This window comes from Paracrocinitomix mangrovi (genome assembly GCF_019740355.2).
Classification (GTDB): Bacteria; Bacteroidota; Bacteroidia; order Flavobacteriales_D; family Crocinitomicaceae; genus Paracrocinitomix; species Paracrocinitomix mangrovi.
The window spans coordinates 742100-761859 of the sequence record NZ_CP091819.1; the positions used below are offsets into that span (position 1 = coordinate 742100).

The 19760-nt window shown below is 37.6% G+C and carries 13 protein-coding genes, 2 tRNA genes and 3 rRNA genes; 2 read left to right on the forward strand and 16 right to left on the reverse strand.

The features are described from left to right. Positions 1-12 precede the first annotated feature (12 nt). The 5 genes from rrf to K6119_RS03280 all read right to left on the reverse strand — a co-directional run bounded on the left by rrf (position 13) and on the right by K6119_RS03280 (position 5046). Positions 13-126, reverse strand: a 5S ribosomal RNA gene (gene rrf, locus K6119_RS03260). Between the two features lie 129 nt (positions 127-255). After that, positions 256-3117, reverse strand: a 23S ribosomal RNA gene (locus K6119_RS03265). A gap of 117 nt (positions 3118-3234) precedes the next feature. Next, positions 3235-3308, reverse strand: a tRNA-Ala gene (locus K6119_RS03270). A 7-nt stretch (positions 3309-3315) separates the two neighbouring features. Beyond that, positions 3316-3389 (reverse strand) — tRNA-Ile (locus K6119_RS03275). A gap of 132 nt (positions 3390-3521) precedes the next feature. Beyond that, positions 3522-5046 (reverse strand): 16S ribosomal RNA (locus K6119_RS03280). Together the 16S, 23S and 5S rRNA genes with 2 tRNA genes alongside form the textbook arrangement of a ribosomal RNA operon. Positions 5047-5565: 519 nt before the next feature. On the opposite strand from K6119_RS03280, the gene K6119_RS03285 reads away from it, so the two are divergent. Beyond that, positions 5566-8151, forward strand: a complete 2586-nt coding sequence (locus tag K6119_RS03285; RefSeq protein ID WP_221835309.1) for an FtsK/SpoIIIE family DNA translocase — start codon at positions 5566-5568, stop codon at positions 8149-8151. A gap of 43 nt (positions 8152-8194) precedes the next feature. Continuing rightward, positions 8195-8839 carry an outer membrane lipoprotein periplasmic chaperone LolA1 gene (gene lolA1, locus K6119_RS03290; RefSeq protein ID WP_221835311.1) on the forward strand — a complete coding sequence of 215 codons (645 nt, stop codon included), beginning with the start codon at positions 8195-8197 and terminating at the stop codon, positions 8837-8839. Positions 8840-8997: 158 nt separating this feature from the next. On the opposite strand, the gene K6119_RS03295 is transcribed toward lolA1, so the two are convergent. The 11 genes from K6119_RS03295 to K6119_RS03345 all read right to left on the reverse strand — a co-directional run bounded on the left by K6119_RS03295 (position 8998) and on the right by K6119_RS03345 (position 19758). Further along, positions 8998-10404 carry an FAD-binding oxidoreductase gene (locus tag K6119_RS03295; protein ID WP_221835313.1) on the reverse strand — a complete coding sequence of 469 codons (1407 nt, stop codon included), beginning with the start codon at positions 10402-10404 and terminating at the stop codon, positions 8998-9000. A gap of 6 nt (positions 10405-10410) precedes the next feature. Then, positions 10411-10752 (reverse strand): STAS domain-containing protein, encoded by a 342-nt coding sequence (locus K6119_RS03300; RefSeq protein ID WP_221835315.1) that lies wholly within the window; start codon positions 10750-10752, stop codon positions 10411-10413. A gap of 158 nt (positions 10753-10910) precedes the next feature. Then, the gene (locus tag K6119_RS03305; protein WP_221835317.1) at positions 10911-11843 is read right to left on the reverse strand and encodes an aspartate carbamoyltransferase catalytic subunit; all 933 of its coding nucleotides are present in this window, start codon (positions 11841-11843) and stop codon (positions 10911-10913) included. Between the two features lie 2 nt (positions 11844-11845). After that, positions 11846-12388, reverse strand: coding sequence for a bifunctional pyr operon transcriptional regulator/uracil phosphoribosyltransferase PyrR (gene pyrR / locus K6119_RS03310; protein ID WP_221835319.1), 543 nt, complete (start codon positions 12386-12388; stop codon positions 11846-11848). Between the two features lie 432 nt (positions 12389-12820). After that, on the reverse strand, positions 12821-13168 hold the full coding sequence (locus K6119_RS03315; RefSeq protein WP_221835320.1) for a translation initiation factor: 348 nt from the start codon (positions 13166-13168) through the stop codon (positions 12821-12823). After that, complete coding sequence (locus tag K6119_RS03320; RefSeq protein ID WP_221835321.1) at positions 13161-13967, reverse strand: glycerophosphodiester phosphodiesterase; 807 nt, start codon at positions 13965-13967, stop codon at positions 13161-13163. The genes K6119_RS03315 and K6119_RS03320 overlap by 8 nt, the downstream gene beginning before the upstream one ends. Then, positions 13964-15520: a DUF389 domain-containing protein gene (locus K6119_RS03325; protein WP_221835324.1), complete on the reverse strand. Its 1557-nt coding sequence runs from the start codon at positions 15518-15520 to the stop codon at positions 13964-13966. Before K6119_RS03325 ends, K6119_RS03320 begins: the two co-directional genes overlap by 4 nt. A 1-nt stretch (position 15521) precedes the next feature. Further along, positions 15522-17636, reverse strand: coding sequence for a patatin-like phospholipase family protein (locus K6119_RS03330; protein ID WP_221835326.1), 2115 nt, complete (start codon positions 17634-17636; stop codon positions 15522-15524). Between the two features lie 244 nt (positions 17637-17880). Next, positions 17881-18519, reverse strand: coding sequence for a hypothetical protein (locus tag K6119_RS03335; protein ID WP_221835327.1), 639 nt, complete (start codon positions 18517-18519; stop codon positions 17881-17883). Continuing rightward, positions 18516-18746 (reverse strand): hypothetical protein, encoded by a 231-nt coding sequence (locus K6119_RS03340; RefSeq protein WP_221835329.1) that lies wholly within the window; start codon positions 18744-18746, stop codon positions 18516-18518. Before K6119_RS03340 ends, K6119_RS03335 begins: the two co-directional genes overlap by 4 nt. Continuing rightward, entirely contained in the window at positions 18736-19758 is a 1023-nt protein-coding gene (locus K6119_RS03345; RefSeq protein ID WP_221835331.1) for a threonine aldolase family protein, read from the reverse strand. Before K6119_RS03345 ends, K6119_RS03340 begins: the two co-directional genes overlap by 11 nt. Positions 19759-19760 lie beyond the last annotated feature (2 nt).

Sequence of the window (19760 nt, forward strand, 5' to 3'; positions counted from 1 at the left end):
CAAGGCTTAAAAAAGTGGCATCCACATACTCTCCCACCCTCAAAAGGGCAGTACCATCTGCGCAAGTCGGCTTAACTTCTCTGTTCGGAATGGTAAGAGGTGGACCCGACCGCCATAGACACCGAAAATCGTCGTACCAAATTGGCACATAAATGTCTTTGGTTAGTCATAAACGCTAAAATTCTAGCGTGTAGTATCTAACAACTAATGTCTAAAAATAAACATTGAGTTATGTTGAAGTAGTGAGTTACTTGTGATTATAAGTCTACGGGTAATTAGTATCACTCGGCTTTGATGTCACCATCTTTACACCTGTGACCTATCAACGTCGTCGTCTTCAACGACCCTTAAAAGATATCTCATCTTGAGGCGAGTTTCGTGCTTAGATGCTTTCAGCGCTTATCTCATCCGAACATAGCTACCCTGCAATGCAGCTGGCGCCACAACAGGTACACCAGAGGTTCGTCCACCCCGGTCCTCTCGTACTAGAGGTAGGTCCTCTCAAATATCTAACGCCCACAACAGATAGGGACCGAACTGTCTCACGACGTTCTGAACCCAGCTCGCGTGCCACTTTAATGGGCGAACAGCCCAACCCTTGGGACCTTCTCCAGCCCCAGGATGTGACGAGCCGACATCGAGGTGCCAAACCACTCCGTCGATATGAGCTCTTGGGAGTGATCAGCCTGTTATCCCCGGAGTACCTTTTATCCTTTGAGCGATAGCCCTTCCATACGGAACTACCGGATCACTATGCTCTACTTTCGTACCTGATCGACTTGTAAGTCTCCCAGTCAAGCACCCTTATGCCATTATACTCTACGCACGGTTACCAAGCGTGCTGAGGGTACCTTTAGAAGCCTCCGTTACTCTTTTGGAGGCGACCACCCCAGTCAAACTACCCACCACACAATGTCTCCCTCTATGAGGGATTAGGTATCGAATAATCCAAGGGTGGTATTTCAACAACGACTAACTTACTCCTGGCGAAGCAAGATCAAAGTCTCCCACCTATCCTACACATGAATTATCCAATAGCAATGTGAAGCTATAGTAAAGGTTCACGGGGTCTTTCCGTCCCGTTGCGGGTAATCGGCATCTTCACCGATACTACAATTTCACCGAGCTCATGGCTGAGACAGTGCCCAGATCGTTACACCATTCGTGCAGGTCGGAACTTACCCGACAAGGAATTTCGCTACCTTAGGACCGTTATAGTTACGGCCGCCGTTTACCGGGGCTTCAATTCAATGCTTCTCCGAAGATAACATCTCCTCTTAACCTTCCGGCACCGGGCAGGTGTCAGACCCTATACTTCATCTTTCAATTTCGCAGAGTCCTGTGTTTTTGATAAACAGTCGCCTGGGCCTATTCACTGCGGCTCTACCGGAGTAGAGCGTCTCTTCTCCCGAAGTTACGAGACCATTTTGCCTAGTTCCTTAGCCATGAATCACTCGAGCACCTTAGATTTCTCATCTTGACTACCTGTGTCGGTTTAGGGTACGAGCAGTTAATATCTGAAGTTTAGAGGTTTTTCTTGGGAGCATGATTAGGGTCATTATCCGATTGTCTAAAGACGCTCGGTACTATCAGGTTCAACTCATCAGCGGATTTGCCTACTGAATCAACGTCTACACCCTTCAACGAACACTTCCGTCAGTTCGCAGACCGGTCACTTCTCCGTCACCCCATCACAATATTAACTGGTACAGGAATATTAACCTGTTTGCCATCGGTATCTCCTTTCGGATTAACCTTAGGTCCCGACTAACCCTCAGCTGATTAGCATAGCTGAGGAAACCTTAGTCTATTGGTGAGCGGGTTTCTCGCCCGCTTTATCGTTACTTATGCCTACATTTGCTTTTCTGTACACTCCAGCATACCTCACAGTACACATTCAACGCAGTACAGAATGCTCCCCTACCATAAATCCATAGCTTCGGTAATATACTTATGCCCGATTATTATCCACGCACGATCACTCGACTAGTGAGCTGTTACGCACTCTTTAAATGAATGGCTGCTTCCAAGCCAACATCCTAGCTGTCAAAGTAATCACACAACGTTAAAACAACTTAGTATATATTTGGGGACCTTAGCTGATGGTCTGGGTTCTTTCCCTCTCGGACATGGACCTTAGCACCCATGCCCTCACTGCTGAGAATCATGTCATAGCATTCGGAGTTTGTCAGGGTTTGGTAGGCGGTGAAGCCCCCTAGCCCTATCAGTAGCTCTACCTCTATGACACTATACTCAACGCTGCACCTAAATGCATTTCGGGGAGTACGAGCTATTTCCGAGTTTGATTGGCCTTTCACCCCTACCCACAATTCATCCAAACACTTTTCAACGTGAACTGGTTCGGTCCTCCACCCCGTTTTACCGGGGCTTCAACCTGATCATGGGTAGATCACACGGTTTCGCGTCTACCCCCGCTAACTAATCGCCCTATTCAGACTTGCTTTCGCTTCGGCTACGTATCTTAAATACTTAACCTTGCTAACGAGGAGTAACTCGTAGGCTCATTATGCAAAAGGCACGCCGTCACCCGTAGGCTCCGACCGCTTGTAAGCATATGGTTTCAGGTTCTCTTTCACTCCCTTATTCAGGGTACTTTTCACCTTTCCCTCACGGTACTTGTTCACTATCGGTCTCTCAGGAGTATTTAGCCTTACCGGATGGTTCCGGTTGATTCAGACAGGATTTCACATGTCCCGCCCTACTCAGGATACTAACAGGTATAAAACTCATTTCAAATACGGGACTTTCACCCTCTGCGGTTTAACTTTCCAGATAAATTCTTTTATGCGTTCTAAGTCCATCTTTAGTCCTACAACCCCAAAATTGCCGAAACAACTTTGGTTTGGGCTTTTTCCATTTCGCTCGCCACTACTCTGGAAATCACTATTGTTTTCTCTTCCTCCGGGTACTTAGATGTTTCAGTTCCCCGGGTTCGCCTCCTTTACAGGATAATATCTTCAATGTACTAGGTTGCCCCATTCAGAAATCTACGGGTCAAAAGTTATTTGCACCTCACCGTAGCTTATCGCAGCTTATCACGTCTTTCATCGCCTCTGAGAGCCTAGGCATCCACCATATGCTCTTAGTAACTTATTAATCTTGTTACTCACTACTTCAATCAATACTCAATATTTCAATGAACTTTAAAACTCAACCCTTAAACATGTTTTTCTAAAGTCGGCTGACTCATGTCTAAGAATTTCATCGTCTTCGTGGAGAATACCGGAGTCGAACCGGTGACCTCCTGCGTGCAAGGCAGGCGCTCTAGCCAGCTGAGCTAATTCCCCTAATTTGTAGTCCTGCGCAGATTTGAACTGCGGACCTCTACATTATCAGTGTAGCGCTCTAACCAACTGAGCTACAGGACTCTCTATTTTCGATCATCCCGCTTGCTTCACTTTTCACTCTCCCTCTATATTAACGGGAGGGCAAAAATTTAATAATATCGAAAAGATAAAAGAAATAGCTAGTACTCAAATTAAGAGTGACAGCCTCTCTAGAAAGGAGGTGTTCCAGCCGCACCTTCCGGTACGGCTACCTTGTTACGACTTAACCCCAGTTACTAGTTTTACCCTAGGCCGCTCCTTACGGTTACAGACTTCAGGCACTCCCAGCTTCCATGGTTTGACGGGCGGTGTGTACAAGGCCCGGGAACGTATTCACCGCGCCATGGCTGATGCGCGATTACTAGCGATTCCAGCTTCACGAAGTCGAGTTGCAGACTTCGATCCGAACTGAGACGAGTTTTTGAGATTTGCATCATATCACTATGTAGCTGCCCTCTGTACTCGCCATTGTAGCACGTGTGTGGCCCAGGACGTAAGGGCCGTGATGACTTGACGTCGTCCCCACCTTCCTCGCGGCTTGCGCCGGCAGTTTTCTTAGAGTCCCCATCCGAAATGCTGGTAACTAAGAATAGGGGTTGCGCTCGTTGCGGGACTTAACCCAACACCTCACGGCACGAGCTGACGACAGCCATGCAGCACCTTGTAATCTGTCCGAAGAAAAATCTGTTTCCAAATCTGTCAGACTACATTTAAGCCCTGGTAAGGTTCCTCGCGTATCATCGAATTAAACCACATGCTCCACCGCTTGTGCGGGCCCCCGTCAATTCCTTTGAGTTTCATTGTTGCCAACGTACTCCCCAGGTGGATTACTTATCACTTTCGCTTAGACACTGACTGTGTATCGCCAATATCGAGTAATCATCGTTTACGGCGTGGACTACCAGGGTATCTAATCCTGTTCGCTCCCCACGCTTTCGTTCATGAGCGTCAATGTTAGTTTAGTAAGCTGCCTTCGCTATCGGTGTTCTGTGTAATATCTAAGCATTTCACCGCTACACTACACATTCCGCCTACTCCAACTAAATTCAAGCCTATCAGTATCAATGGCAGTTCCATAGTTGAGCTATGGGATTTCACCACTGACTTAATAGGCCGCCTGCGAACCCTTTAAACCCAATGATTCCGGATAACGCTTGGACCCTCCGTATTACCGCGGCTGCTGGCACGGAGTTAGCCGGTCCTTATTCGTTTGGTACCGTCAGCCCTCTACACGTAGAGGGGTTTCTTCCCAAATAAAAGAAGTTTACAATCCGTAGGACATTCTTCCTTCACGCGGCATGGCTGGTTCAGAGTTGCCTCCATTGACCAATATTCCTCACTGCTGCCTCCCGTAGGAGTCTGGTCCGTGTCTCAGTACCAGTGTGGGGGACAACCCTCTCAGGCCCCCTACCTATCGTCGCCTTGGTGAGCCGTTACCTCACCAACTAGCTAATAGGACGCATACTCATCCTGTACCGCCGAAACTTTAATTATGAAAACATGCGAATTCATAATACTATGGAGTATTAATCCGAATTTCTCCGGGCTATCCTCCAGTACAGGGCAAATTGTATACGCGTTACGCACCCGTGCGCCGGTCGTCAGCAAAAAAGCAAGCTTTTTCCTGTTACCCCTCGACTTGCATGTGTTAGGCCTGCCGCTAGCGTTCATCCTGAGCCAGGATCAAACTCTCCGTTGTATAAAAAGTTTAAATATAATTTCCAATTGACTGCAGGGTCTTAATTCTTGACTTTGCTATTCCTTATCTTTTCAATTCCTCAAAGAACTCTTTCTTTTGTACTAAACACTCATCAGTATCCAGCTTATCTCCTCTATCTCCCTCAATTTTTCCCGACTTTTTGATATCGTCTTACCAAAACGGGAGCGCAAAGATAGACAACTTTTTTCATTACCAAACTTTTTTTCAAGTTTTTTTAATTTATTTTTTTGTCCACCTTTTCAAATAACGTTTCGCTCAAATGCGGCCGCAAAGATACGGTGGTTATTCTTTTAAATCCAAATCTTTTTTGAAAAAAATTTGAATTAATTTTTAATCACCTCATTCACAGTAAAATATTTTTACAAAACGGGACATCTAAGATAGAAAAAATATAATCCGCCTCCAACTAAACTAACATCTATATGTTGAATAACACTTTTAATAATGGTAAATACCGTTACCTAAATGGGTAATTTTGGTTACAATACCATATAATGCATGTCAAATAAAGAAGGGAACGAGTACATAGAACAAGAAGCAGAAGTAAAGGTTGAAAAATTAGAGACTAAAGAACCCAGTAGAAAAACTGAGAAAAAAAGCAACAAAAAGTCATCTAACAAAAAGACAAAGCAAAAGAATACTAGCAAAGTCAATTTATTAAAACCTATACAAGATCTGTTTGATGAGAAAAACAGAAGATTAAATCTTACTGTAGGATCCATATTGTCCTTATTTGCCCTATACCAAATTCTGGCTTTTATTTCTTATTTGTTTACATGGAAGCTTGATCAAAATCTCGTAATTAATAAAAGTTTTGGTGAATTCATTTTTGGTGATTCTGAAGGAATTGAAATAGCCAACCATCTGGGGAAGCTTGGTGCATGGATTTCTCACAAGTTTATTTATGATTGGTTTGGAATATCTTCATTCTTATTTCCACTCATGTTTATTACCCTTGGGTTATTCCTATTATTCAGAGTAAAGATTTTGCCAATTGGCAGAACAGTTGGACACTCTATAATAGGTATAGTTGTAATATCTCTTTGTTTAGGTTTTATCACTACCGGACATAGTTTCCCTTATGGAGGAGCTTTTGGTTTTGAATTTAATGCATGGCTAAAAGCTACTCTAGGCGTATTTGGCGCTTTTATGTTTTTAGCAGTTTTATTATTTGTGACTGTGGTATTAATGTTCAACCCTGATTTTAGAAAATTGTGGAGCAAATTATTCCCAGAGAAACAAAAAAGCGAAACCGAAGCTGTAGAACATGAAGGAACAGGTGATTTAGATATTAAGGTTGTAAACACTATTAAGGATGACCAAATTGAACAGGATCTTATATCTGAAGAAATAACATTTGGTGAAGATGAAGGTAAAGATGAAGGTGAAGATGAAGAATTGGAGATCACTATAAATGAAGATGAATCTGAAGAGTTGGAGATTGAAAATGAAATAGACGAAGAAGAATCTAATGATACAGAAGTTGATGAAGATGATTCAGATGAAAATTTTGAAGTAGAAGTAGCGGCTGCAGAAACTGAAGTAAGTGATAAAGACATCAACAAAAAACTAGAAGAGTTTGGAGAATATGATGAAAAGCTAGATTTATCTTCATATAAATTGCCAACTATAGACTTACTGGAAAAACATGGAAGCGGTAATTTAAACATCAACAAGGAAGAACTAGAAGAAAATAAAAATAGAATTGTTGAAGCCCTTGGCCATTATAAAATCGAAATCTCTAAAATCAAAGCTACAGTTGGACCAACCGTTACTTTATATGAAATAGTCCCTGCTCCGGGTGTGAGAATTTCAAAAATCAAAAACTTATCTGACGATATCGCACTTAGCCTTGCCGCAAATGGAATTAGAATTATAGCTCCAATTCCAGGGAAAGGTACTATCGGTATAGAAGTTCCAAATTCTACAGCTCAGGTTGTATCTATGCGATCAATGATAGCGTCAGAGAAATTTCAAAACACTGATATGGCTTTACCTATTGTACTGGGAAAAACCATTTCTAATGAAACTTTCATTTTTGATTTAGCAAAAGCTCCTCACCTATTAGCAGCTGGAGCAACAGGTCAAGGGAAATCTGTAGGAATTAATGCTATTCTTGTTTCCTTATTATATAAAAAGCATCCTGCACAAATTAAGTTTGTTTTAGTAGATCCTAAAAAAGTTGAGCTTACACTATATAATAAAATTGAGCGTCACTTCTTAGCAAAGTTACCTGACTCTGAAGAAGCAATTATTACGGATACAAGCAAAGTGGTAAATACAATGAATTCACTTTGTATTGAGATGGATGAGCGTTATGATTTATTGAAAAATGCACATGTACGTAATATTAAAGAGTACAATAAAAAATTCTCTCAAAGAAAATTGAATCCTGAAAATGGACACAGATATCTGCCATATATAGTTGTTGTAATTGATGAGTTTGCAGACTTAATCATGACAGCCGGGAAAGAAATTGAGCATCCTATTGCCAGATTGGCACAGTTAGCGCGTGCCATTGGAATTCATTTAATTGTTGCTACACAAAGACCATCCGTAAATGTGATTACGGGTATGATCAAAGCAAACTTCCCTGCGCGTATTGCTTTTAGAGTATCATCAAAAATAGACTCTAGAACTATATTGGATGCAGGAGGAGCAGATCAATTGATAGGACGCGGTGACATGTTAATCTCATTTGGAAATGACATTACTCGTTTACAATGTGCATTCGTAGATACACCAGAAGTAGAAGCTATTTGTGAATACATTGGTGATCAAAGGGCTTATCCTGAAGCTATGATGTTACCTGAATATGTCGGTGAAGAACAAGAAGGTCCGGATGTAAATCTAGATGACAGAGACGATTTATTTGATGAAGCCGCCAGAATATTAGTTACACACCAACAAGGATCAGCATCATTATTACAAAGAAAATTAAGTATTGGATATAACAGGGCAGGTAGAATCATTGATCAAATGGAAGCTGCCGGAATTATTGGGCCATTTAAAGGAAGTAAAGCCAGAGAAGTATTAATTACAGATTTGCCTTCATTAGAACTTTTCTTGGCAGATTTGAAATAATTCTTGGCACAATTTTAGATATTTGTCTAATTAAACTACAAGTATGAAACAAACCATAAGCATTATAGCAGCATTATTTTTATTCACTTTTGCAGGGATTGCGCAAGATGATGCCAAAGCTAATGAAGTATTAAAGAAGGCTTCAGAGAAAATGGAAGGGTATAAAACCTTAAAAATTAAGTTCGGAGTAACTATTACAACTCCAGATGAAGATCCTATTTCACAAAAAGGAGTAATTAAAATTAAAGGCGATAAATATCACCTTGATATTACTGATCAAGAAGTATTTTGTGATGGAGTAAATATTACTACTTATTTGAAAGAAGATAATGAGTGTTACAAATCAAAAGTAGAAGATCAGGAAGAAGACATGATGTCACCTGAAGAACTTTTAACTATTTGGGAAAAAGGATACAAAAAGAAATATGATGGAGAGCAAGAATATGCAGGAGAGCAGTGTCATGTAATCTTCTTATATCCTACAAACCCTAAAGAAAGTAAGTTCCACACCGTTAAATTATTGATCAATAAAAATTCAAACGAGGTGGTATATGTTTACTTAAAAGGTAAAGATGGAACTAACATGAAATATAAGTTGGTTGAAATGGAAAGAGATGTTGAAATGCCTGATCAAATATTTGAATTTGATCCAGCACAACACCCAGGTGTTGAATGTTTTGACGAATAAATCAGATTACAATATTATATAAAGGAAATCCTGCCAAATTGGTGGGATTTTTTTATGCCATAATACAGGTAACAGAATGAGAATTGAGAATGAGGCAAGAGAATGAGAGAGAGAATGAGAATGAGAGAGAGAATGAGAATGAGAATTTAGAAGGGTGCTTAATCTGGAAATATTTTACCCGGATTTAGGATACCTTTAGGATCAAAAACGTCTTTAATGCCTTTCATTAAATTGAGCTCTGTTTTACCAAAAGGAATATCCATGTAATTTTTTTGTACATGACCAATGCCGTGTTCACCCGAGATGGTTCCTCCAAGACTCACAGTCAGCTCAAAAATTTCTCTGATAGCTGTACTCAACTCATTGTCCCACTTATCATCACTCATATCCCCTTTGATGATGTTGATATGCAAATTACCGTCTCCTGCATGACCATAGCAAACAGAATGAAATCCATATTGATTTCCGATATCCTTTACCCCTTTCAATAGTTTTGGCAATTCATATCTAGGTACAACAGTGTCTTCTTCTTTATAAATAGATTGAGATTTGACAGCCTCCCCTACTTTACGTCTTAAATTCCATAGTTTATCTTTCTGAGCCTGTGAATCTGCAAATAAAATTTCACCAACATCAAAAGCTTCAACTACTTCCATTATCTGTTCACATTCATTCATTAAAACCTCCTCAACATTTCCGTCCACTTCAATTAATAAATGTGCTTGTATGTCATCCTGAATTACAATAGAATCATCACCAATAAAGTCTTTCGTCCAAAGCAATGCATCTCGCTCCATAAACTCCATCCCACTTGGTGTTAAACCTTTTCTAAAAATGGCTGCAACGGCTTCACAAGCTTCTTCAGCACTTTTAAAAGGAACCAACATCAGCATATTCTTTTGTGGATGCGGAATCAATTTTAGAACGGCTTTTGTAATAACTGCCAGGGTTCCTTCAGATCCTACAACCAATTGAGTCAAATTATATCCAGTAGCATTTTTTAACACATTAGCTCCTGTCCAAATAATATCACCATTCGCCAATACTACTTCAAGATTTAAAACATACTCATTGGTAACGCCGTACTTCACAGCTTTTGGTCCACCTGAATTCTCCGCTAAATTCCCGCCAATACTGCATGATCCTTTGCTAGCAGGATCTGGTGGATAAAACAGGCCTTTTTCAGCAACTGCCTCCTGCAACACCTGAGTAATCACAGCCGGCTCAACAGTTACTTGCCCATTTTTCTCATCAATCTGAAGTATTTTATTAAACTTTTCTAAGGATAAGGCAACACCTCCAAACAATGGCAAGGCACCACCTGACAAACCTGTTCTTGAACCTTGTGGCGTTACAGCAATAGTTTGCTCGTTACAATATTTTAAAATGGCAGCTAGATGCACAGTATTTTGAGGAACTAAAACAATATCCGGTGAAAAAACCAAATCTTCAGTTTCATCATGGGCATACTGAGCAATTTGCTCGGCATCTAATTTGATGTTTTGGGAAGAAAGTAAATCAGTGAAATACTTAATATCCTGCTGATCAACTTTTTTATATGACATGTAGAATTATGAATTCATTGTAGATTCAGCATCTGATAGTGAATCTTCAATGTTTAAAACAGAATTCAATTGAGATATTTCAACCAATTTCATCACATTTGGTTGTAAACCTGAAATAACAAATTTTCCTCCTGAATCTTTGCACAATCTATTTCCGATTAGAATTGCACTTAGCCCGGAAGAATCACAATATCTAGATTGCGACATATCTAACACGATATTGTTCACCGAATTTTTGTTGATTAAAACTAACTCAGATTTAAGCTCAGGAGCATTTGTAGAGTCAAGTTTTTCAACGTTAGAGGTTACAATTGTGTAGTTGTCTTTTTCTTCCTTCGAAAAATTCATAGGTCTGTTGTTTAGATCAAATTTAAAATAAATTTTGAATTGAAAAATACGTTTTTAAACGAATTAAGAACAATCTTTAGTTGATTTCCCAACAAAGTCAGAATTTATAAGGCCAAACAAACAAAATGAATTGTTTGAAGAATTATTAAAATCGGAAATTACCTACCAATTTTTGAGGCCAATAGATAGATAATAGCCATACGCACAGCTACACCATTTTCAACCTGTTGAAGAATTATGGATTGATCAGAATCTGCAACATCCGAAGAAATTTCAACTCCTCTATTAATGGGCCCTGGATGCATCACTGTAATTTCTTTATCAAGACTATTTAGCAATTGCTTATCCAATCCGTAAAGCATGGTATATTCTCTTAAAGAAGGGAAGTACTTAATATCTTGTCTTTCTAACTGAATTCGCAACATGTTAGCCACATCACACCATTCAAGTGCTTTTCTTAAGTTGTGTTCTACTTTTACTCCCAACTTATCAATGTATTTTGGGATCAAAGTTGTTGGTCCGCACACCATTACTTCTGCTCCTAATTTTTGCAAGCAGTAAATATTAGATAAAGCCACACGAGAATGAGAAATATCTCCTACAATTACAACCTTTCTTCCCTTAAAATCGCCTCCGTGTTTTTCTCTTATTGAGTAAGCATCTAAAAGTGCCTGAGTAGGATGTTCATGCGTTCCGTCTCCGGCATTTACAATACGCGCATTTACTCTTTCAGATAAAAATTTGGCTGCTCCAGGATTAGGATGTCTCATTACCACCAAATCAACTTTCATGGCCAGGATATTATTGACTGTATCAATCAATGTTTCTCCTTTTTTAACAGAGCTACTGGCAGCCGAGAAATTGATTACATCTGCAGATAATCTCTTTTCTGCTAATTCAAAAGAAAGTCTGGTTCTGGTAGAATTTTCAAAGAATAAGTTGGCAATGGTAATGTCTCTTAGCGAAGGAACTTTTTTAATGGGCCTATTAATAACTTGTTTAAAGCTATCAGCTGTTTTAAAGATCAACTCAATATCTGAAGGTTGAAGATCTTTGATTCCAATTAAATGATCTACGCTTAAATTATCCATTCTTATTCATCTACTGTGCATAAAATTACTTCGTCTGCCCCATCTTGTTCCTCCCACTCAACTTTAACAACTTGCGAACTCAAAGTATTCACCTGTTTACCTGTGTAATGCGGTTGAATAGGTAAATGTCTTTCAAACAATCTATCGATCAATACCATTAATTCAACATCCTTAGGACGTCCAAATGCTAACAATGCATCTAATCCAGAACGAATACTTCTACCTGTATATAACACATCATCAATTAAAACAACACGTTTATCTTCAATGATGAAGTCAATATTGGTTACAGAAGGAATTAATGGTTGTTCTCTACGTCTAAAGTCATCTCTATAGAAGGTAATATCCAATTGTCCGCAGGTAAGTTCTTTACCTAAGTCTGTTTCAAGGATATTTTTTAATCTCTCCAACACATGAATACCTCTAGGCTGTAATCCTATTAATACCGTGTTTTCAAAATCTCCGTGATTTTCTTTCAATTGACTAGCCAAGCGTCTTAGAGTAATCTCAACATGTTTGCTATTTAAGATTGTTCGCTTGTCCATTTGTAGAGCTCGATTTAAGTTCGCTTAAGTACGTTCTTAAAACCGAAAACAAAAGTAATTATCCTACCTGAAATAATTGAAAAGAGTTTAATTTTTTTTCAAACAGTATTCACAATTTCCCACAAACATTTTATAAATAACAGTTAAATCAAAATTATATACAGATAAAGTTTTTTATAAAAAGCGTGAGCAGATCATTTGTAATTTTGAGTAAAGGGTTAAACATTAAAACAATCGAGTTTTCATGTTATATATGAGTCCCGATTTTGGGCTAGTTTCTTTTCATAGGGTTTAAATTGGTTAACTAGGTATTAAATTACCGTCAAGTCCAAAATCGGGGTTACTCATATACTCAACTCATTCTCTGATTGAATTTACTTATAACTTACTTTCACTTTTATTCAATTGTTGACACTGACGAGGCCCTTTCTTTTAGCCTCCTCCAGACTTTTTAGCTTTGTATCCTTCTGAAACGAGATAATCAAGAATTTTAGTGATTTGATTTCCTTGAATGATGATTTCACCATCTTTTGTAGAACCACCTACCCCACATTTTTGTTTTAGGATTTTGGCAAGGTCTTTTAAATCGTCTTCTGATCCAACAAATCCAGTAACCAGAGTTACCTCTTTGCCTTTGCGTTGTTTGCGATCAATTAACACCCTTAAATCCTGCTCTGAAGGAGAAAGTGTCTCCATTTCTTCATCACTATCATAATCGTAGTTGAAATCAGGATTGGTTGAATAAACCACGTTCACTTTATTCTTACTCTTTTTAGCCATCTGTTGCTTTAATTGTGCATTCAATATTGTCTGAAATTACAAATTCCGGAGCTAAATCCAATGACTTATATACTTCCTTTCTACTCACAATTCCAAACAAACAAACTTTAATTCCAAGTGCCTGAATGTTTTGCACTCTATTTAAATTTGCACTGTCTAACCTCATGGTTAAAATCTCATAGTTATTATCTAAAATTTTATTGGTAGCAAAATCAATATCGTCATACTCAAATGATTTATGAACATTGGAATCAGTAATGGCATTCAATAAATAATCACTTCTTGAATTCACAATTATCTGACTTCTTTGTTGATCTGTATAATTAGATAAAACTTCATTAAGGGCAAAATTAAACAGGTTAACATCCACCGTAGCTGAGTCACATGGATTAAAGTGTTTTAAATCCAAATAAACCTTTTTACCCTGGCTCATTGGAACATTGATAACATTCTCTAACAAATCCATTTTCTCAGATGTATTGTAAATATTTATCAATTGAAGATCAGCCCAATTTGCATTATTAATGCAACCGTTTCCCTCTGAATTTTCTTCCAAAAATAAATCGTGGTAAGCAACTAATTGGCCATCCATAGTTAGCTGAACATCAATTTCAACACCATCCGCACCTAACTCTAGTGCGCGTTCCATGCTCTCAACAGTATTGGGTAGAAATTTACTTTTTGATTTAAAAAGGCTTTCTCCTCCATGTCCAAAAACAGTGACATTAAGATTAGGATACTCTTTTTTACAGCTGATTAATACAAGCGTCAACAATAGTATTAATCTGAATTGCTTCATTGTTTTGCCACATCAAAAACAGGAATTGAATCTTGCTTAACATTCAATTTTTGACTAAGCTCCAGTTTAAATCTTCTTGAAATTTTTGAATTAATAGCAGGTTTGTTTTCTTCAGCAATATTTGAATTAAACTCCACTGTTAAGGCATATACAGTGTCAATTTGATTCTTTTTATTCAATTCAAAATTTCTGTTGATTAATACCTTTTTATATTCAGGATAATCTACTTTGAACCCTGCCAATAAGTGATCCATTTGCAAAGGATCCGGCTTTGGTTCAGGATGTCCTTTTAAATAATCTAACTTTTTCTGCAGCTCAACCACCTTATTATTTGATTCTGAGAGTAAACTTGCCAAAGTATTGGCTCCTCTTTGAGAAGAATCATAATTTTCTAGAGCTTCTGAAATAGTTGAATGAATGTCGATTCCTTGTTTAATAGTTAATTGAACACCCTCTAAGTCAAAATCATCCAATTTAGATTTCCAACTTTTTACAACCGTCTCATCTGCGTAATAATTTGAAACATCAAGTGTTATTTTAGAATCTTTACCGTCATAATAATAATGAGGTTCAACCACAATGTTGTCATTAGTTGGCAACACAACTTGCTCAATAAAGGTGACAGCATTTTGTTCAAAGATTGATTTTTTCGTCATTCTGTAGAACATATAGATTGAAGGTGCTACAACAATGATAACAAAGGCCAAAGTATAACCTTTTACACGCTTTTCAACCTTTGGATCAACATACTCCTTCTTTGGAAATTTCAGGTATCTTATGAAGATATATGTTGAAGCTGCAATTAGAATTGAGTTTAGGATAAACAAATAGATAGCTCCTAAAAAGTAGCTCCATTCACCATTAGCTATTCCATAACCTGCAGTACACAAAGGAGGCATTAAAGCTGTAGCAATGGCCACTCCAGGTATAACTGTATCTGCTTTCTTTTTAGATTGTGCAATTACACCTGCCATACCACCGGCAAAAGCAATAATCACGTCTAAGAAAGTTGGTTCAGTTCTGGCAAATATGTTTGCCGTTAAATCGTGAATAGGAGTTACAGAGAAATATAGAATTGAGGTAAACAAACTAATTCCAACAGTAATTCCGAAGTTTTTTAAAGAAGAAATCAATAGTCCAAAGTCATTCACTCCTACACCAAATCCTATACCTCTGATAGGACCCATTAAAGGAGAGATTAACATGGCTCCGATAATTACAGCATCCGAATCGACATTTAACCCAACAGAAGCGATAATGATAGAGAACATCAAAATCCAGACATTGTATCCGCTAAAAACAATTCCTTCTCTGACGTTTTCCAGTACACCTTTTACATCATAAGTTCCATCTCTCAAAGAAACTACAGACTTTAAAAAAGCAACAGTACCGGATATTATTTCACCCGGGTTTTTATTAATATGAATTTTGGTTGGATCATTCTCCGATTTAAAATAATCGCTGTTTTTATCTTGGGTTTGATCCTGGTTTAAATCTTGATTTTCAGCACCATCTGATGGCGTTGAATTCTCTAAATTATCTTGTTCGGTCATTTCAATCCTGTTTCAACAAATCTATCAAATATTCCATTTGATTCTGATTATATTCATTATTGAAAATTCTGCGAATGTCATTTTTTTCTCTTTGCGTAAGATGCCAGCTCAATGAAATCATTTCACTTGGATCTTTTCTAAGTACAAAAGTCACAACATCCACCGGAAAACCTTCTTCTTCGATAGTCTCAACTAATTCAGTGGCGTTGTATTCTTGCGAATGGTGATAGTTTCCGTAAAAATTTGTAACCGGTTTAAAAAATCGTTGAACCAAACTCATATTCCCATCAGTTACCATGTCATAGTCCTTTTGAATATCTCTTATCTCCACTAAAACCACTCCCGAAGTATTTTCTTTGATCCATTCTTTCATTCCTTTTAAGTATCGAATGGTGGTTTTTGTTCCATAATTATCTCTAATCCCTGCATCCATAATTTGAATTTCAGGTTCAGTTGGCATAGTAACCATTGGTAATATATATGGGAAAGTTGAGTTCATTCTTAAAACAGAAGTAAATTTCACTGACTGTCCTACATTAGCGTCAAATAACTTGATAAACTCTACATTTTCAGGCCCCATAAACTTCTTATTCTCTAAAGGACCATTCATAAATCCATAAGGTTGTGAACCTATAAGTAGTCGTCTTCCATCATTAACAATTGTTGGGGTAAACAACATTAATGGAGTTTGTCCGCTCATTTCAGGACGCCTGTAATCAACCAATCTCTTATGAGCTAAAATATGTTCAGTATTTTCATTTAGTTGCGCTTCAAATGAATACCCTCTATCTTCAACATAAGACTGACCATTTGGGAAGGTTTTCTTTTTGAATCGCATAAAAATGTCATTCATCACCAAATTAAACGACACTGAATTCAAAAGATCTTTGGAAATATTTTTCAAATAGGCTTCATCCGCAGGATTAATCTCCATGGTTTGAGATAACAACTCCAATTCCCTATAATAAGAAGCTCCAATCATTCCTCCAGAAGCACCCGTTATTAAATGAACACTCTGATAGAATTGATTTTGGGAATTATCATTGAGTTGCTGCATTACATAAAAAGTCCACATTGCTGAACGCAAACCACCACCAGAACAATTGATCATTACTAGTTTTGGCTTATCTGTATTTTGCGCCATTGTAGCCTTGTCATACCAATGCTCTAAAATATTTTCGTGATGATGAATATCATCTACATATTGGGCTGAATCAAACTGAATTTCTTTTATAGCATCAAGGTTGTAGGGTTGTTTATCGGTATAATTGATACCGTAAGCATAATTTTTAACCTGTAAAAAATCTGTTTTAGCTGAGATTACATTAATCATTAAAGCTGTAATCGCAATCAACGTAATAGCCCAACCTCTGAACCACGAATAAAATATGGTCAACACCATTAATGCAAAGGTGCAGAGCAACATGAAGCTAGCAGATGAGGGAATTTGAACTAAACTGTAATCCCCAAAATAGCCTAGCATAAAAAAGGACATTATGATGGCTAATTCAAAAAATGAAGCATTGAGTTGATTTTGCCTGAACACCTCTTTTAGCGTTTCTCTTTTATAATGTTCTGCATCTCGGGCAGGTAGAATCTTCTTGAAATTGGCAATATAATAAGAAGGCTGATACACTCTTGCGTGGTGCGATTCAAACCAAAATTTCTTTTTTGAAAAAAGCGTTCCAACAAAAAAGTAGAGTGACCTTTTATTATTTTTTTTACGCAGTTGAAGCTTACTAATGTCCCAATTGGTTCTGAAAAAATAAAGTACACTAAAAACAATGAATAAAATAATACCGGCAGTAAGTGACAAGATTTGAATTAACACTTCAGAAGTAGTTCTCAACTCTTCATTTCCCTGAACATCCAAAATATTATAGCAATGAACTATATAAAAGATAACCGGAATTACGGAGTTGTTTATACAGAACTTAAAAAATGGTCTTGCCAGGGTGGCAATAAATGGAAATGCAGGACCAATTAATATATAGCTATAAAGGTGAAAAGCCATGAAAAATCCACCCACTGAAAACCCCAGAATTAAAAAGGCCAACCAATTAACCTCTCCTAAATATTCAGGAGAAAGAAAGAGGTAAGGTATCCCAAATTTCATAGCGATATTCTGGGTTACGATACCAAATAGTAACAACCAAAATAAAACCAGGACATAGCTTTTTTTCAAATGCAAAAACAGCAATTGAATAGGGAAAAATCTAAATATTATTCCCAATATGTTTTTGAGTCTGGTCATTCAGTTGCGCTAAGTTGAGATTGCCTTAATTTGTTATTTGTAAATGTGTTTGAAATGTATCGTGCAGTCCTATTTTAAAATACGTAAGTTTTATCTTAAAAGTAAGTTATTCTTTCCATTTTAATGGGCCTCCGCAATCTACTTCAAAACTGTATCTATAATTCTCACCAAAATAATTCAGCAACGAATCCTGAAAACTTTGCCAATCATTTTTAGCATGCTCACATTGATAATTGGTTGCAACTATCACAGTATCATAAACTAACATAAACATAGGAGGAGTTTTGATAGCATCCACATCCACATTTAGCTTAACTGGTCCACCTTCTCCTTCTGATGCCATTCCATCCAAATAATTATAGAAAGCTGAGTTGGTTTTATTTGAATCTGCAAACGAATAGTAATAAAGTTCAGCTGTAGGTTTCACCATAGTTGACTTACCATAGGGCACTTCAAAGTTCCCTTTAAATTTCACCTTTTTACTTTGAGAAAAACCAAATCGATCTAGTAAATGAAAATCTTCCAGGGCTAGTGTATCATATTTTGAATGCATAGCTGAGATCAACTCACTTACTCCTGTATTGTCATTTGTATCTATTTCAACATTGGTATTAGCCGAATCGACAACTTCTTCAATTCCGGTTTCTCCGGCAAAATCTTCAAAATCTAATACTTCTTGTTGTTCTTCCTCACTTCCACAAGCAAACAATCCGATACAACAAGCTAAAATAATTGCGTTTCTCATTCACACTCTTTTGATAATTCTACGGCTTCTTCAAAGGAAATATCCAATGATTCCTCATATCTGGGATATTTTGCCATTGTTTTCTCTAATAAACAAGCACAATAACTGCCCTTTGCTCCTTCATTTTTACACTCAGTCATGAACTTATCTTTCTCATTACTGCTCCAAGGATCGTTGTTACAAGAGAACAAAAATAATATCAACAATAAACCGATACTATATCTCATCCGGTAAAACCTTTTTTAATTGTTCAATATGTTCGTCATTAACATCAAGATGAGTAGTAAACCTTATTCTACCTGTTCCAAAAGGTACACATAAAATATCAGCTTCAGCCAATTTAGCTGCAACATCAAATTCGCTCACTCCTTCATTCAAATGTCCTACAACGATATTGGTTTGAGTTGGTATTACATCTTTAATCCAAGGTTTTGTTTGAAGTATTTTTTCAACTTCTTTGGCTCTTCTATGATCTTCTGCCAATCTTTCAATGTTGTTTTGCAAAGCAAATAATCCACCTGCGGCAATTATTCCTGCTTGACGCATTCCTCCTCCCAATCTTTTTCTAACTCTTCTGGATTTTTGAATAAAATCTTTATTACCAATTAATACAGATCCAACCGGAGCACCTAAGCCTTTTGAAAGACAAATAGAAATAGAATCAAACTGAGCTCCATATTCTTTAATGTCTATGCCATTTTCTTGCAATGCATTGAATACTCTTGCACCGTCCAGGTGTAATGGTAATCCGAGCTCTTTACAAATTTTGGATGCTTTTTTAATATCATTAAAATCATAATAAACACCTCCTCCTCTATTTGCAGTATCTTCAAGACTTACCAGAGAAGTAATTGGATAGTGAACATCATTTTTTGGATTGATATTTCCTTTAATTTCATCCGGATTGATTCTACCGGAATTACCTCTTAAAAATCTCATAGAGCACATAGAATTCAAAGCAATTCCTCCACCCTCGTATCTGTATATGTGAGATTCTTCATGGCAAATCACTTCATCTCCCGGATTGGTCCAGGTATTAATGGCAATTTGATTTGATTGTGTTCCTGAAGTACAAAACAAAGCTGCCTCATGTCCAAACATGTCAGCTGCAAACTTTTCTAATTCATTCACTGTTGGATCATCTCCAAATACATCATCACCTACTTCTGTAATAGCCATTGCTTCACGCATTTTGGGGGTAGGTTTTGTTACCGTATCACTTCTAAAATCTAATAGCATAA